The 16029-nt window shown below is 58.4% G+C and carries 14 protein-coding genes; 8 read left to right on the forward strand and 6 right to left on the reverse strand.

Annotation, left to right across the window (positions count from 1 at the left end):
- Nucleotides 1-36 precede the first annotated feature (36 nt).
- From FrondiHNR_RS00825 to FrondiHNR_RS00840, 4 genes are all read left to right on the forward strand, one after another.
- A complete protein-coding gene (locus tag FrondiHNR_RS00825; protein ID WP_279353365.1) occupies nt 37-1281 on the forward strand; it encodes an extracellular solute-binding protein in 1245 nt (414 codons plus the stop codon).
- Nucleotides 1282-1438: 157 nt separating this feature from the next.
- Nucleotides 1439-2533, forward strand: coding sequence for a sugar ABC transporter permease (locus FrondiHNR_RS00830; RefSeq protein ID WP_279354437.1), 1095 nt, complete (start codon nt 1439-1441; stop codon nt 2531-2533).
- The gene (locus FrondiHNR_RS00835; RefSeq protein WP_279353366.1) at nt 2530-3420 is read left to right on the forward strand and encodes a carbohydrate ABC transporter permease; all 891 of its coding nucleotides are present in this window, start codon (nt 2530-2532) and stop codon (nt 3418-3420) included. Before FrondiHNR_RS00830 ends, FrondiHNR_RS00835 begins: the two co-directional genes overlap by 4 nt.
- Before the next feature lie 161 nt (nt 3421-3581).
- Nucleotides 3582-5645 carry a glycogen debranching N-terminal domain-containing protein gene (locus FrondiHNR_RS00840; RefSeq protein WP_279353367.1) on the forward strand — a complete coding sequence of 688 codons (2064 nt, stop codon included), beginning with the start codon at nt 3582-3584 and terminating at the stop codon, nt 5643-5645.
- A 175-nt stretch (nt 5646-5820) separates the two neighbouring features.
- Here FrondiHNR_RS00840 and FrondiHNR_RS00845 read toward each other — a convergent pair whose 3' ends face one another.
- A complete protein-coding gene (locus tag FrondiHNR_RS00845; protein WP_279353368.1) occupies nt 5821-6708 on the reverse strand; it encodes a serine protease in 888 nt (295 codons plus the stop codon).
- 915 nt (nt 6709-7623) lie between these two features.
- Here FrondiHNR_RS00845 and FrondiHNR_RS00850 point away from each other — a divergent pair.
- Nucleotides 7624-8241, forward strand: a complete 618-nt coding sequence (locus FrondiHNR_RS00850) for an NUDIX hydrolase (RefSeq protein ID WP_279353369.1) — start codon at nt 7624-7626, stop codon at nt 8239-8241.
- 30 nt (nt 8242-8271) lie between these two features.
- On the opposite strand, the gene FrondiHNR_RS00855 is transcribed toward FrondiHNR_RS00850, so the two are convergent.
- The gene (locus tag FrondiHNR_RS00855; protein WP_279353370.1) at nt 8272-9276 is read right to left on the reverse strand and encodes an NAD-dependent epimerase/dehydratase family protein; all 1005 of its coding nucleotides are present in this window, start codon (nt 9274-9276) and stop codon (nt 8272-8274) included.
- A 272-nt stretch (nt 9277-9548) separates the two neighbouring features.
- On the opposite strand from FrondiHNR_RS00855, the gene nrdI reads away from it, so the two are divergent.
- Nucleotides 9549-10025 (forward strand): class Ib ribonucleoside-diphosphate reductase assembly flavoprotein NrdI, encoded by a 477-nt coding sequence (gene nrdI / locus FrondiHNR_RS00860; RefSeq protein WP_279353371.1) that lies wholly within the window; start codon nt 9549-9551, stop codon nt 10023-10025.
- Nucleotides 10012-11046 (forward strand): class 1b ribonucleoside-diphosphate reductase subunit beta, encoded by a 1035-nt coding sequence (nrdF, locus tag FrondiHNR_RS00865; protein WP_279353372.1) that lies wholly within the window; start codon nt 10012-10014, stop codon nt 11044-11046. The genes nrdI and nrdF overlap by 14 nt, the downstream gene beginning before the upstream one ends.
- A 269-nt stretch (nt 11047-11315) precedes the next feature.
- On the opposite strand, the gene FrondiHNR_RS00870 is transcribed toward nrdF, so the two are convergent.
- The 4 genes from FrondiHNR_RS00870 to FrondiHNR_RS00885 form a co-directional block, all read right to left on the reverse strand.
- Entirely contained in the window at nt 11316-12266 is a 951-nt protein-coding gene (locus tag FrondiHNR_RS00870; RefSeq protein WP_279353373.1) for an AEC family transporter, read from the reverse strand.
- Nucleotides 12267-12308: 42 nt separating this feature from the next.
- A complete protein-coding gene (locus FrondiHNR_RS00875) occupies nt 12309-13382 on the reverse strand; it encodes a low specificity L-threonine aldolase (protein WP_279353374.1) in 1074 nt (357 codons plus the stop codon).
- A 119-nt stretch (nt 13383-13501) separates the two neighbouring features.
- Complete coding sequence (locus tag FrondiHNR_RS00880; protein ID WP_279353375.1) at nt 13502-14605, reverse strand: ABC transporter permease; 1104 nt, start codon at nt 14603-14605, stop codon at nt 13502-13504.
- On the reverse strand, nt 14602-15489 hold the full coding sequence (locus tag FrondiHNR_RS00885; RefSeq protein WP_279353376.1) for an ATP-binding cassette domain-containing protein: 888 nt from the start codon (nt 15487-15489) through the stop codon (nt 14602-14604). The genes FrondiHNR_RS00880 and FrondiHNR_RS00885 overlap by 4 nt, the downstream gene beginning before the upstream one ends.
- 140 nt (nt 15490-15629) lie before the next feature.
- Here FrondiHNR_RS00885 and FrondiHNR_RS00890 point away from each other — a divergent pair, with 140 nt between their 5' ends.
- Complete coding sequence (locus FrondiHNR_RS00890) at nt 15630-16025, forward strand: DUF4260 family protein (RefSeq protein ID WP_279353377.1); 396 nt, start codon at nt 15630-15632, stop codon at nt 16023-16025.
- Nucleotides 16026-16029: the final 4 nt, after the last annotated feature.

The raw sequence follows: 16029 nt of genomic DNA on the forward strand, positions 1-16029 counted from the left end.
CGAGCACCACACGCGTGAGTAGCAAGGAGAATAACAATGCAAAGAAGCACATCCCGATGGATTGCGGCAGCCGGAATCATGACGGCGGGGGCACTCGTGCTCACAGCTTGTGGGGGGTCACAGTTTGGTGGGGAGGAATCTACGCCGGGCGGTGACTCGGGGCTTTCTGTGCTCATCGGTTCCTCCGGGGAGGCAGAAACCACTGCGGTGCAGGATGCTGTTGCCGCCTGGTCGAAAGAGTCTGGTACGGGCGCAAACGTGAGCGCAGCATCCGACCTTAACCAGCAATTGAGCCAGGGATTCGCGGCGGGTAAGCCCGCAGACGTCTTCTATGTTTCGCTTGACTCCCTCGCTGGGTTTGCCGCAAACGGTTCGCTCTATGCTTACGGCGATCAGCTTTCCAATAGGGATGATTTCTATCCCTCGCTCGTAGAAGCTTTCACCTATGACGGAAAGTTCTACTGCGCCCCCAAAGACTTCTCCACCCTCGGACTTGTCATCAACGACGCTCTCTGGGCCGAGGCCGGACTCACCGAGACAGATATCCCCACCACCTGGGATGAGCTCACCGCTGTAACGGCAACGCTCGCCAATAATGGGCGTCCGGGGCTCGTTCTCTCGCCCGAATACGCTCGTGTCGGGGCCTTCATGGTTCAGGCCGGTGGAACGCTCCTGAATGCGGATCAGACCGAGGCCACGGTGGATACTCCAGAAAATGCCGCCGGACTTGACTATGTGAAGTCGCTGCTTGATAGCGGTAGCGCTCAGTTCACCACCGACCTTGGTTCGGGTTGGGGAGGAGAGGCCTTTGGTAAGGAACAGGCCGCAATGACAATTGAGGGCAACTGGATCACGGGTGCCCTCTCAGCTGACTACCCCGATATCGAATACACCATCGCGGAGCTTCCCGCCGGACCCGCCGGACCTGGAACGCTGCAGTTCACGAACTGCTGGGGAATTGCAGAAGACAGCCCCAATAAAGAGGCCGCGCTCGACCTGGTGGAGTTCCTCACCAGCACCGACTCTCAGCTGGAGTTCTCCGACGCTTTTGGTGTAATGCCCTCTGTGCAGTCGGCGGCTGAGGACTGGAAGAATGCAAACCCCGCGCTGGTTCCCTTCCTGAACTCCGTTGATTTTGCGGCGAGCATGCCCTCGCTCAGAGGAGCATCCGACGTGATTAGCGACCTCAACTCGCAGCTTGAATCGCTGGCGACGGGTAACCCCGCCGCTATGCTCGCCTCCGCGCAAAGAAACATGGAGGCCGTGGTTTCGGGCCGCTAACCCGATCGTCTCGCGATAACCCATGCACACATCACGCAACACCCCCGTCTCGGAGGGACCGAACGGCGGCGGTGTGACAACGGTTCCCGGGCGACGCCACAAGCCTCGCAGGGACCCGAGTCGTCACACAGCCGCGGGTTGGCTCTTCACCTCCCCCATGCTGATTATTCTGGGACTCTTTCTGGTTGTCCCTGTTCTCATGGCGCTCTGGGTGAGTTTTTCCGATTGGACGGGACGGGGGAGTCCTTTTGCAAGTAGCGTTTCCTTCATTGGCCTCGACAACTATGAACAACTGTTTGTGGGTGGAGGATTGCCCCAGAGGGATTTGGGTATCGCCCTGCGTAACAACGCCTGGTACGTACTGCTGGTTGTCCCCATACAAACAGTAGTTTCGCTGTTTCTTGCCGTCCTGGTGAACCGTCGGATACTTCGTGGACGGGGCTTTTTCCGCACCGCCTTCTACTTTCCCTCGGTCACAAGTTCGGTGGCCATTACCGTGGTGTGGCTTTTCCTCTTTGGGGCTAGCGGGGCTGTGAATAAGGTTCTCTCGTGGCTCGGAATCAACGGACCCAGCTGGTTTCAGGATCCTTCGGGGGTTGTACACAACGCCCTTGGAGCAATCGGGATCACCGAGGGTCCCTCCTTTCTGACCGACACCCCCGTCTTGGGTCTGTCGCTGTGGGAGTGGCTGGGAGGGCCGTCGGTGGCGATGTCCGCTTTTATCCTCATGGCCGTTTTCACCACGAGCGGAACCTTCATGCTCCTGTTCATCGCCGCCCTGCAGAACCTGAGCGGCGAAACCCAAGAGGCCGCGATGATGGATGGCGCAAACGGGTGGCAGCGCTTCTGGCGCATTACTCTTCCCCAGCTTCGCCCCACGCTTTTCACCGTTCTCACCCTGGGTCTGATCGGTGCGTGGCAGGTGTTTGACCAGATCTACACCGGCACGCAGGGCGGCCCGGGCAAGACCACCGTTACCCCGGCATACCTCTCCTACACCGCGGCTTTCGAGAGCCAGGAGTGGGGACGGGGTGCGGCCATCGCGTTTGTGCTCTTTGTGATTATTGTGGCCTTTACCGTGTTGCAGCAGTGGATACTTCGCGATCGTGCTGTTTCGCGCCGTCGCCGCCGTGTCTACGAACCGACCGACCGGCCACAATCGGAGCGGTCAGTTCGGTCAACAGGGCAGCAGGCCGCTCGGTCAACCTCTCAACAAACCGTTCCGCCAACCTCCAAGGAAGGTGACTCATGAGTGACGCGCGCACCCTTCCCACCCTTCCGAGCGGGGGCGGCACGAAGAAGCTCCGGGGTATTTTCCCCTCGGCGGCCACCTCGGTTCTCTACGCAATTCTTGTGGTAATCGCGATTGTCTATGTGGCTCCGTTCCTCATCAGCATCGCAACTTCTTTTAAGAGCGATGCCGAGGCCGCTGCGGATCCGCTCTCGCTGATTCCGCAGACCTGGACAACCGCGGCCTACTCGCGACTGTTTCTGAACTCTGACTTTCCCACGTGGTTTACAAATTCCGCAATCGTGACCGTTCTGGTGACGGCTGGCCGGGTGTTTCTGAACTCGCTTGCCGGATACGCTCTGGCACGGCTTAACTTTCGGGGGAGAAACATTATCTTCGCGGGACTTGTTGCGGTTATGGCCGTGCCCGCCGTGGTTTTGCTTATCCCCAAATTTCTCGTGATTAATCAATTGGGGATGTACGACACCTACGCGGGCATGATAGTTCCCCTCCTGATGGATGCCGCGGGTATCTTTATCATGAAGAACTTCTTCGAATCGATACCGTCCAGTGTGGAGGAACAGGCCCGGCTCGACGGGGCCGGAACGTTTCGTGTGTTCTGGTCGGTGGTGCTCCCGATGGCCAGGCCCGCCCTCATCACCATCGTGATCCTGTCGTTCCAGGGCTCGTGGAACGAGCTCTCACACTTCATCATCTCCACCCAATCGCCCGACCTCACGGTTCTGACAAAGGGCGTGGCCTCGCTCGCCTCGGGTCAGCTCAGTCAGGGAACTCAATACCCGCTGAAGCTGGCGGCCGCGGTGCTCATGACGATTCCGGTTGCGGTGATGTTCTTTATCTTCCAGCGTCGCATCATGAACGCGAGCGATGGAGCGGTTAAAGAATAGTGTCGCCGCGGTATTGGGCTATTACGAGCAGACCCGCCACACCCAGAGACGTAAGCTCGCCGCCCCATATGTCGCCACCGCCGCCCCGTATCTCTCAGGTCAACCCGCCTTTTTAGTAATCGTAAATCTTAAAGAATCTTAAAAAATTGAGGAGTATCCACATGTCTCACCCGGAACAACAACCGCTGCAGCCGCTGCTCCACGACGCCGCGGTGGTGCTCTCCGCACCCACCCAGGTCTGGTCTGACCACTCGGGCAGAATGTCTCAGGGCATTCACGGCGTATATCACTCGGACACCCGAGTGTTTGGTATCCATCGATTGACGATCGGTGGGAAACAGCCCGAACACATTTCTACCGAGGCAATTTCGGCCCGGGCCGCGCGCTTTGTGTCGCTTGCCCGGAACATCGACGATAGCGGGCCCGACCCCCGTGTGAGGGTTGAGGTCCTGCGCGAGGCTGCCGCCGGTGTCGTCAGCGAAACGATCACGGTTCGTTCGGCGCGTGTCGAAGCTGTGGAAACTCGTGTGGAACTGAGCCTCGGCGCAGACTTTGCCGAGTTGCAGGTGGTGAAGGCCGGTCTGGGTGACCCGACGGGAACCGGAACCAAGGCCGGTTCGGACGGTGCTGAATCACACGAAGGCAACACGGTGCGCACGGAGTTGCGGCGTGCTGAGGCGGGGGACACTATCCTCACCCTGTCTCACGCGCCGGTGGAGGCGGTGTTGAGCAGCCCGGATGCGGAGATCGCGTACGATGCGGCAAACGCGATTGTCACCCTCGCCTGGAACATCACCATTCCCGCGCGTTCCGAGGTAACCCTGGGATGGTCGGTGACGCTTCACGACTCCTCGGCGGTGGTTGCCGGTGCTCCCGGCAATCCCGAGTGGGCCGATATCACGATTGAGTCCGACGATTCGCGATTGGGCAATTGGGTTACCCGCGCCCTCGAAGACCTGGACGCGCTCCGGATGACCACCACGGCCCGTCCCAACGACCCGTTCCTCGCAGCCGGGGCACCCTGGTTCTTCACTCTTTTTGGGCGAGACTCGATCTGGGCGGCGCGGATGCTCCTTCCCTTGGGAACCGAGCTTGCGGCCTCCACTCTGCGCGTCCTCGCGTCGCTTCAGGGCACCACAACCGTGAATGAAACCGCCGAGCAGCCCGGAAAAATTATGCACGAGCTGCGTCCGGGAGATCTGGTGATCCCGGTCGCAGACGTTTCTCTGCCCCCGCTGTACTACGGAACGGTGGATGCCACCGCGCTGTGGGTGTGCCTCCTCGTGGATGCGTGGCGCTGGGGCCTTGCGGAGGAGCAGGTGCAGGAGTTGCTTCCCAATATGGTGGCAGCCCTCACCTGGATGCGTGACTTTGGTGACAGCGACGGCGATGGCTTCTTGGAGTACGTTGACCTTACGGGTCACGGCCTGGCGAATCAGGGGTGGAAGGACTCGGGAGACTCGGTGCAGTGGCAGGATGGAAAGCTTGCCGAGGGCCCCATCGCGCTGTGTGAGGTGCAGGCGTACGCATACGAGGCCGCGGCGGGTGCGGCGGAAATTCTTGAACACTTTGGTCGGGGAGACGAGGCTGCGACGTGGCGTGATTGGGCTCAGACGCTGGCGGAGCGATTCCGTGAGTCCTTCTGGATTCCCGCGAGCGACGGCGCGTACCCCGCGATTGCGCTTGATGCTCAAAAACGTCCGGTGGATACCGTGACCAGCAACATTGGTCACATCTTGGGAACCGGGTTGCTGAACCCCGATGAAGAAAAGCTGATTGCGGCACGCCTGGTTTCACCCGAACTTAATTCGGGATTTGGACTGCGCACCATGTCCACCGAGGCGGCGGGCTTTTGGCCTCTCAGCTATCACGGTGGTTCGGTGTGGGCACACGATACGGCGATTGCGATTCAGGGCTTGACCCGCTCCGGGTTCCACGCGGAGGCTGCTGAGCTGAGTCGGGGACTCCTGGCCGTTGCTGAGGCTTTTGACTATCGGATGCCCGAGCTGCACTCGGGTGACTCACGCACCGACGTTCGGGTTCCTGCCCCGTATCCGGCCGCGTGCCGCCCGCAGGCCTGGTCATCGGCGGCCGCCGTTGCGGTGCTTTCCTCGGCGCTTGATCTGACCCCGGCAAACGCGGCAAACACGCTGGCTTCTGCCGCGACCGGTTCCCTTGGCGGGGTGCGGGTGTCGGGCGTTCGTGGGACGGGCTCCCCGATGTAGGGTTTGGCTGTTTGGCTGTTTGGCTGTTTGGCTGTTTGGCTGTTTGGCTGTTTGGCTGTTTGGCTTATGGGTAGTTATTGTCTGAAGCTGTATCGTTTCCGGGGAGGGGGAGGCCGCGACGCTAGTGCACCGCGGCCCCCCCCGGTAATGAGTAGACGATGGTGGTCGGGTAGCTTTAGGGCTGAGCTGGCTCAGGGTCCAGCTTTGGGTAAATCTGAGTCATATTACCTAAGAATCCAAAGTCGGGTGCGGACGTTGAGGCAAAGATGCCAGGGGAGCCCTGAGCTGCACAGGGCTCTGCTCCTCTGGAAACGACTCCGATCTGTATATAGTTGCCATTTTTCAGTTTTTTGACGAGGGGTCCTCCTGAGTCGCCGTTACATGCGCCGGAGCCCTTTTTTCCAGCGCAGATATATTCGTCAGTAAAGTACCCCGGGGCTTCGTTCTCGAATGTCACTTCACATTCCTCGTGAGAAAGGATTGGTATGTTGACGTGCTGGAGGAGTGAAGAAGATGCACCCATGATCCAATCGGTGAGGCCCCATCCGACCGCTGTTGCGAGGCTCCCGGGTGTAAGTAACGCGTCGGTTCCCGGTGTGGGCAGTTGAACTGGCCTGATGTTGTGAACGGGTTCCGTGAGTCGAATCAGGGCAGTGTCGTTTGATTTTTGGATGCTGATGCTTCGTATTTCACGGGCTTGCCCGAGATCTTTATTGGAGACATCTATGCTGCCAACAACGACTCTCCTGTTCTTCACATCCGTAATGTACTCACCGGGAATATATGACTGAAAGCAGTGTGCTGCGCTGAGTATAAGATCTTGACCGATGAGCGACCCTCCGCATCTGTGCTCCTTGTTGTATTGGATGGAGGCCATGAAGGGAAATTGGTCCGCAGCAGCGTTAGTGCCTCCAATGATGTAGGGATCGGCTTCCGAGATGGCCTCTATTTCCTCGACAGAGCTGGGGGGAGATTCCTGTGCCTGTGCGCTCAGAGAACCGGTAGTAATGGTTAACAAGGCAATCGCTATAGAGGCGAGCCCCGCGATTAATGGTTTACGCATTTGTCTTCTCCTTCAAGTGGTTCATTTGTTTAGGATTTAACAAGTTAGCATATCTAAAAATAGTAAACAATTATTGCTTGCATTAAACAACTAAATCTTAATTAACCGCGTGGGGCGCAAAAGACCCGTGGGTATTAGAGGTGTTTACTGGCGTAAAGCATGTTCGTCTTCGTTTTAAAGCTCTGGTTGAAACGTATTTGAATCTCCCGTAGAAGGTGTTTCTGTTTCGGTTTCTTTGGGTGGATTCACACGGGTTTCTCAGAAAAATAACGTTTGGATAACGGGTCTGAGTCTGGTTGTCGGCCACCTCAGGGTGTCCCGTCGCGTTTGCCTGAGTTGAATCCGCTGTTGTGAGAGGTTGCAGATGAGTACCATGGGTTTCAGTAGTGTTTTCCCGATGTGGGGACTAGCCGCGCATCAACGCTAGGTGATTACAGCCCTCAGGAGGCTTCAAATGCTTATTATTGTTTTGGTCGGTTTGGCGCTGGGGGCTCTTATCGCCGGCTGACGCGTTCCTCGAACGCGGTGGATGCAGCTCTTCTCGGTACTGGTTCTGATGCTATTTGTTGTGTGGTCGATGATTCAGGCGGGATATAATTCGCCCCTCGAATCTTTCCTTCTCTTGGTATCAGTGCTGACGTCCTCTTTGCTGTATGCGGGAGTGCTGTGGAAACGCGAGAACATTGATCCGCGAATCACCTAGGGGGGTGGGTGCGTTTAGATTGCTTGAGTTCTCGCTACGTGCACTCCGTGTACGAAGAATCGCGACGAGCCGCCTCTTCGTGCGCCGAACGCTTGACCGTCACCGATCCCGGTCAGTCTGTTTAGCCAGGCTCTCCCTCGTCCGGCTGCAGGCCGCCCATTCGCGGTGGCTGTCGGCCTGAACACTGCCAATTTTTGGCATAGAGGAGCACAGTGCACAGTAACTCTCCATGGAAAAAGATCTCTGGAAAGCTTGAATACGATGGGTTTGTGAGGGTCTCTCGCTCGCAATTTGAAGAACCTGCTGGAACGGTTTCCGCCTGGGACGTTATTGTGTCTTCCGACACGGCCGCCGCCCTCGTGTTCACCGAAGATCTTAGTCTGCTTCTTTTTGAGCAGTTTCGGGTTGGTCCGGAGCGGATCCTTCGCGAACTTCCCGGAGGCTATCTGGAAGATGGAGAAGATCCAGTTGCCGCCGCGGCCCGGGAGTGCCTGGAGGAAACGGGATACGAGCCGGAACTGATCGTCTCCGCCGGTTCTGAATGGTGGGCGGCTAACTCCAACCGACGTAAGCATCTGGCCATCGGAATCAACGCGAAGAAAACGCGGGAGCCACAGTGGGATGCTTCAGAAATGGGAAACGTGCGTCTCCTGCCTCGTGACCGGGGCATTGATTTTTTGACCAGTGGGGAAGCGACCGACTCGGGATTGGCCTGCCGGGGTATGCTTCGGTTTCTTAGTGAACGGCACTCTGATCCCCGATTGATTGATTTTCAGGGTTTGCTTCGCGACGCAGTGTGTCAGACGCCCTCGCCTGAGCCAACCTGGTGAACGTCTGAGTTGGTGTTTGAACGATCCGCTTTAGTGCTGAACCGCCCGGAGGATTTCTTCCTCTTTCTCCGCGGATAGCCCCGTGCCATCCTTAAAGACCGGAAGTTGGCTGGTATCCGTTGCCGCCCCTATGGAGGTCATCCACTCCCAGGTGTCGGCAATCGTGTCGTCAATGTGACGAAAGCGTAGTCCGGCCCGGATTGCCACGGTGGGGTCGGTGTTCCAGATTGCGTCCGCTCCCTGCCCGGAGGGTACCCAGAAGGGAAGCTCTGTCCAGGGTGCCACCCCCAGTTTGAGGAGCAGGTCGTCCGCAACGCGAACGGGCTGTGCGGTGTTGCCCGTCACCCTGCGGCATCGCGCGAGTAGGTCATGCAGGGTGGGTCCACTCGGTGATCCCGACACCACATATCGCGTGTCGTCGACATCCTCCTGATCGATGAGGCTCAGGATGAAGTTGGCGATGTCTCGGGCATCAATCGGCGTGATGCGGGAGGAGCTTTCGGGATGCACAATCTTTCCGCCGCGCGCGTGCCGAGCCAGCCACCAGGGTAGACGTCCGACGTTTTCGTGGGGCCCGATGATGAGGCCCGGATAGACAACGGTGAGGCGATTGCCGAGAGTCGCACGGAGTGTCCGTTCGCACTCAGCCTTGGAAGAGCCATAGCTGCGTTCTCGTTCCGAAAACTCCAGGAGGGGGGATTTTTCGCTGATGGGCTTCGCGGGCCAGTCTCTAAAAGCGCTGATTGAAGAAACAAAAACATACCTTCGAGAGGAGTTGTCGAGTAACTGCGCCGATAGTGTAGTTTGCTCTGGTTCGAATCCAGAGGTATCAACGACCAGATCCCAGGGCCCAGCGGCCGCAGCGGCCCTGAGTATTGTGGGGTTCATGCGGTCACCGGTGAAGGCGGAAGCTTCCGACGGGTTTGGGCCGCTGAACCCACGATTAAGAACCGCAACGGTGTGGCCGAGGGCGAAGCCAGCGTCGGCGATGGCTCGGCCCAGGAAAACGCTTCCGCCGAGGATGAGTACACGCATGCTGCCTCCACAACTAACCGTCTTTGTCTTATCGAGCTTAGCCGTCCTTCCCCAGAAGGCGCCGCGTCAGGTGTGCATCCGCGAAAGCCGAGCTGATCAGGCTCGGCCTCACGATGGCGAGCATGACACAAATTTTAATGTTCGTCTTGGCGAAGTTTTAATTACGCCTTAGCGTATAATAATTATTTATTAGAGGTTCACGGCGAGACCAGAGAGCGCACTCCCGTCTTAATGGATTTCCCCGCACGGTGCCAACATGGAAAGGGGGGAGGGTGAGCCTGATAACCCCCACCCTGGTCTACTTCTCCAGCGTGTCCGAGAACACCCGGCGCTTTGTCGAGCGGCTGGACATTCCCGCCGTGCGCATACCGTTGCGCCCCCGGTTAGAAGGCCAGCTTCAAGTGTCACAACCGTACGTGTTGGTGGTGCCCACCTACGGCGGGGGTGAGCGTGCCGGTGCCGTGCCCAAGCAGGTTATCGGGTTTCTGAATGACCCGGTTAACCGCGGACTGCTGCGCGGTGTGATTACCGCGGGCAACACCAACTTTGGTGAGCACTACTGTCTGGCCGGCCCGGTGATCTCCGCCAAGTGTGGTGTTCCAGAGCTGTACCGTTTTGAGCTTCTGGGCACGGATCGCGACGTCGCCCGAGTTCGCAACGGCCTTCACCGGTTCTGGATGCAGCAGGCCACAGAACACAATCCCCACATCCCAACCAACGAAAGTGTGTACACTCATGACCCCCGCTAGAACAATCACCCCCGTTTCAAGCCTGATCGACTCCTCCGTTACCCCTCCCGCCTATCGTCACGATCCCACGGCCCGCCTGCGTCCGATCAACTGGAACCGTGTTGCGGATGAGAAGGACCTGGAGGTCTGGAACCGGCTTACCGCCAACTTCTGGCTTCCCGAAAAAGTTCCGCTTTCGCAGGATATCCCCGCCTGGCAGGGCCTCGCCGACGTAGAGCAAACCCTCACGATGCGAGTGTTTACCGGCCTCACCATGCTCGATACGGTGCAGGCCACGGTTGGTGAGATCAGCCAGATTCAGGATGCTCGTACCGAGCACGAGGAGGCTGTCTACACCAACATCGCTTTCATGCAGGCCGTTCACGCCCGCTCCTACTCCTCCGTTTTCTCGACGCTCACGAGCACCAAAGAAATCGACGAGGCGTATCGGTGGGCGGTGGGCAACGACCTCCTCCAGGAACGCTCCAAGAGAGTGCTGGAACACTACTTTGGGGATGATCCCCTCAAGCGCAAGGTGGCATCTACCCTGCTGTCTTCCCTGCTGCTCTACGCGGGGTTCTATCTGCCCCTGCACTTTTCGGTTCACGCAACGATGACCAACACGGCAGATCTGATCCGCCTGATCCTGCGGGACAAAGCGGTGCACGGATACTACTCTGGCTATAAGTATCAGCGCGGGCTTGAGAGTGTTACGGCGGCCAGGCGAGAGGAGATGCGCGAGTTTACCCACGACCTCCTTGCTGACCTCTATCGGCTTGAGATTGACTATTCGGGTGCGCTCTACGAACCGCTGGGACTCATGGACAAGGTGGCCGTTTTTGTGCGCTACAACGCTAACAAGGCCCTCATGAACCTGGGGTACCCCGCACGCTTCTCGGCGCAAGAAACCGAGGTGAGTCCCGAGATCCTGGCCGCGCTCTCGCCGGGCGCCGATGAGAACCACGACTTCTTTTCGGGCTCGGGATCGTCCTACGTGATCGGGAGGGGAGAGGACACCACCGATGCCGACTGGGACTTCTAGCCTTTTGATCCGTCCGTGCGGTCTTCCGTTCGCGAAACCACTCCTAGTGGTCTTGGATATTATGAAACGCGACTGCGCAGTTTTATCGTATTTTAATGTATAAAATGATAAAAAAGCCTTAGTGTAATTATGTAGTGTGTACAATGTTTATGTTGATACGTGCTATCTTCACTAAAGTATCATCTCCAAGGGGTCAGGTGTGCACCATCGTTACGATAGGGTGCACACCTGATTTTTGCGCACCCTGAGAAAATTGCAACCCGTGTTGCTTACGCAAGTCCCCAGGCCACGCCGAGCATGACGGGCAGCGCGAGCGCGGTGGTGAGGAGCACGGTGTCACGGGCAACCGTCTCGCCCTTCCGATAGGTGGCGGCGAAGTTGTAGATGTTTTGGGCGGTGGGGAGCGCCGCGAGGATCACGGCGGCGTAGAGGGCGCTGGGGCCGAGTCCGAACACGAGGCTTCCGAGTATCCAGGCGGTTGCGGGCATCAGCAGCGATTTGATGGCGGTTGCCACAAGCACGTCGGTGCGTTCCTTGCCCCGTTGAAGGGGGCGCTGTCCGCTGAGCGAGACCCCAAACGCCAGGAGGATGAGGGGGATGGCCGCGCCTCCCAGTATTTCAAAGGGTATAAATACGGGGTGGGGGAGGTGAATCCCTGTTATCGAGACGAGGATGCCCGCGGCGGAGGCAATAATCACGGGGTTGAGAAACGGTCGTATGATGCGTCTGAGCGGGGAGGGTTTCCTGCTTTTATTCGCTGTAGAACCCGGTTTTCCTCCCGCGCTGAGGTCAAGCACGCTGAGCACGACGGGTGCCATTACGAGCAATTGCACGAGCAGCACGGGGGCCACGTAGCTCGGGTCCCCCAGCACATAGAGGGCCACAGGAAGTCCGATGTTGTTTGTGTTGGCGTAGGAGGCACCCGCTATTCCGATGACGGTTTGCCCGGCGGGTCGGGGGAAAAACAGTCGCGAGAGCAGCAGGTAAAGGCCCCCCGCGATCACCACGCTGAGCAGGTAGACTCCCATGACGGGTGAAACCAGCACGTGCACATCGGCCCGTGAGAGGACGGTAAATAGCAGTGCCGGGGTGGCAATATAAAAGGCCACGCGGTTGAGCACGGGTCGCTGCTCGGGGGTGATGAGGTTGATTTTACCCGCGATAAAACCCACCGCGATAACGGTGAAGATGATTGAAAATCCTACGAGGACTCCAAACACAACAGCCCCTGCCCTTCGTGGAACCGACCACTCTCACGTGTGCTACGGGGTGCTGAGTTCCTGCTCGATGGCGGATGCAAACGCGTCGATGTCGTTTTCGGTGGTGTCGAAGGAACACATCCAGCGAACCTCTCCTCGGGCGACATCCCAGTCGTAGAAGTGGAATCCACGTTCGCGAAGTCGAGTGATAGCTTCCCGCGGAAGTCGTGCAAAAACACCGTTGGATTGGGTTTGGTAGGGAAACTCAAGCCCGTGGATGCGGCCCGCGGTGATGCCGTCGCTGAGGCGTGTGCGGAGCCGGGCGGCCATGGTGTTAGCCTGGGTGGCGTTGCGTTCCCACAGGTTGCCGTCGTAGAGCGCGAGGAGCTGGGCCGAGACAAAACGCATCTTTGAGGCGAGCTGCATATTGAGTTTGCGGAGATATTTCATGCCCGTGACCACGCCCGGGGTGAGCACCACGACGGCCTCGGCTCCGAGGGCACCGTTTTTGGTTCCGCCCAGGCTGAGCACGTCAACCCCGGCATCGGTGGTGAAATCGCGAAGGGATGCCCCCAGTGAGACGGCGGCGTTTGCAATGCGAGAGCCGTCCAGATGCAGGTGCATACCGTGGCGGTGCACGTGCTCGGAGAGCGTACGAATCTCGTCGACGGTGTAGGCGGTTCCGAGTTCGGTGGTCTGTGTGATGGAGACGGCGAGTGGTTGGGCTCTGTGCTCATCACCCCACCCCCAGGCTTCGCGGTCGATGAGTTCGGGGGTGAGTTTACCGTCGGGGGTGGGAGTGGTGAGCAGCTTGAGTCCGCCGACCCGTTCGGGCGCTCCGCCCTCGTCGGTGTTGATGTGCGCTGTTTGGGCGCTGATTACGGCACCCCAGCGGGGGAGGAGCGACTGCAGCGAGAGCACGTTTGCGCCCGTGCCGTTAAACACGGGGAATGCCTCGGCCTCTTCTCCAAAATGTCTGCGAAGCACCGTTTGAAGGTGGTCGGTGTAGGTGTCGGTTCCGTATGCGGGTTGGTGTCCGCCGTTTGCCTCACCGAGCGCGGTGAGCACTTCGGGGTGGACTCCAGAGTAGTTGTCGGACGCAAACCCGCGCGCCTGCGCATCATGCAATTGATTCACGCAACAAGTCTAACGCTGGTTGGGGGTGAGTTCACCCCCAACCAGCGTAGGGAGTTGTTTATTTTCTGCCCGCGCGATTCGCCGCTGCCCTAGAGAATTCGAGTCTCCTCGGGGGCAGCCTATTTCCCGTCCGCGAGTGCCTCCGAGAACTTGACTCTTCCACCGGTGCGGAGCAGCGATCCCCGGTAGATTCGGGAACCGATGATGAGGATCACGTAGGTCGAAGCGAGCAATATTCCCAGTGAGAGCAGCGGCTCCCACCACGCCGCTTCTCCCGCAAAGATCCGGATGGGCATGCCCACCGCAGCGCTGAAGGGTACGTACGACATGATTGCCATGATCTCCGGGTTGCTGTTGGAGGTGATGGAGAGAACGTAGGGGATCATCACCAGCATGGTGATGGGGGTGGTCATGGAGCCAACATCCTCGAGGCGTGAGACCATTGAGGCCGCCGCCGCGTACATGGTGGCAAGAAGAACAAACCCCACCACAAAGAAGATCACAAACCAAATCATGGGGGTGGTGATCGTATCGAGTAGCTGCTCCTGCCCGGTGATGTTCAGGCCGATAACGGCGAGCACCGCAATGACAGCGATTTGCGCAAACGCAAGGATGCTGTTGCCGATGACCTTACCGGCGAGCAGGGTGCGAACGGGGAGGGCCGACATGAGAATTTCTACCACCCGGGTTTGCTTTTCTTCGACAACGCTCTGTGCAATCACGGAGCCGAAAGTGACGGCGGAGGACATAAAAACAACGCCAAAGGCTAGCGCCACCAGATAGAGCAGCAGCGAATTGGTTGACCCCGGGTCCAGGATATCAACGGGTGGCGAAATGCTGAGGGCGCCCATGATCTCGGTGGGAGCCTCTGATTTTGCGAGAATCTCAAACCCCAGGGGGTTTGTGTTGCTGCTGTCTGGAACGAGCGCCGCCTCGACCTTGCCGTCGGTGACAAGAGTGCGGGCCTCGGCTACATCACCCACAATCGTTGCGCGGAAATCTTTGTTACCCGCGACCAGGTGTTCGGTTTGAGAGGTGACGGCAACCGCGGTTGCCTCGGGGGTGGATTTGGAGGTGAATCCTCCAAAGATAATCGCGCCGAGGATGAGCGCAAAGAGAATTCCCGTGGAAATCAGAAATGCTTTGCTGCGCAGGCGAACCGTGATCTCTCGCTCGGCAACAAGCCAGGTGCTCTGGGCAAAGGTGGGAGGCCGGGGGTTCATGCTGCAACTACCTCTCGGAAGATTTGGGCCAGTGACGGGCGTTGAGGGGTGAAGGAGGAGACCGCTCCCTCTTCGATGGCGCGTTTGAGTACCGTCTGGGCGGTGCCGTCCGTGTCAACGTCGAAGAGGACGTGTCCGGCGTCCAGGCTGACCACGGTCACTCCGGGTACGTCGCGAACCCAGGAGGCGTCTGCCGAGTAACTCAGCTCATACCGGTTGGTGCTGTGTGCTTTTTGGAGTTCTTCTCGGGGACCCGATGCCCGGATTTTTCCGTTTGCGATGATTACCAGGTCGTCGCAGAGGCGCTCGACCACGTCGAGTTGGTGTGACGAGAAGAGAACGGGAACGCCGCGGGAGGCGCGTTTCCGAAGGGCGTTCAGTACGGTATCAACCGCCATTGGGTCGAGTCCAGAGAAGGGTTCGTCGAGGATCAGTACCTTGGGTTGGTGGACGAGTGCCGCCGCGACCTGGGCGCGTTGTTGGTTTCCGAGTGAGAGGCTCTCGATCGTGTCGTTGGCGTGTGTGCCCAGATCGAGTTCGTCGATAAGGCCCTTCGCGTTTTTGGTGGCGTCGGTTCTGCTAAATCCGTGGAGCCTGGCTAGGTAGCTGAGTTGTTCCAGCACTTTCATTTTGGGGTAGAGGCCGCGTTCTTCGGGCATGTATCCGAAGGATCTGCGGTCTTTTTCTTCGATGGGGTGGCCGTTCATTGTGACGGTTCCGGAGTGAGCGGCAAGCACTCCCAAGATGATGCGCATCGTGGTGGTTTTTCCCGCTCCGTTGCCCCCGACAAAGCCGGTCATGCGCCCGTTTGCGATCGTGAAGCTCACATCGCTGAGCGCCTGCCGATCCCCAAACGAGCGACTGATGTTGCTCAACGTTAGCACGTGTGTCCTCCCTGACTCCCTGGCGTTTTTGCTACTCTCAACAGAGTAGTGGGCCGGGAGGAGTTGCGCCACTCTTCTTGATTGAGCAAAATTTCATACAACAGAAGAGTTTGTACGCAGTGTCGAGTGAGGAATGAAGAATGAGATATTTTGCGAGGCTTCGTAAGGCTCAGGATTCGGCCATAGCAACCCGGCGTGATTCGATCGGGGTCGTGCTGATAGTGCTGCTGGTGTACTTCTCGTTGGTTGGACTACCCGTCTGGGTTCTCCTGGCGTTTGTGTTGATCCCCGAGGTTGGTCTGCTTGCTTTCCTTCTGGGGAAAAGAATTGGTACCCGAGTCTCGGTCGAAATGCACTCTTATCTTCTCCCCGCCATTGTGACGGTGGGTGCTTTTGCGGTTATTGGAACCGTTTGGCACGCGTGGATACTTGCTTTGGGGTGTGGGTGGCAGTTTCGTGTTGCTATTGAGCGTATTTTCATGAGAAAAGATGGCTTCCTGGCTTTGTTTCGGAGGGGATCGGTTTCTGGTGAGTAGGGGT

Source organism: Lysinibacter sp. HNR, assembly GCF_029760935.1.
Lineage (GTDB): Bacteria > Actinomycetota > Actinomycetes > Actinomycetales > Microbacteriaceae > HNR.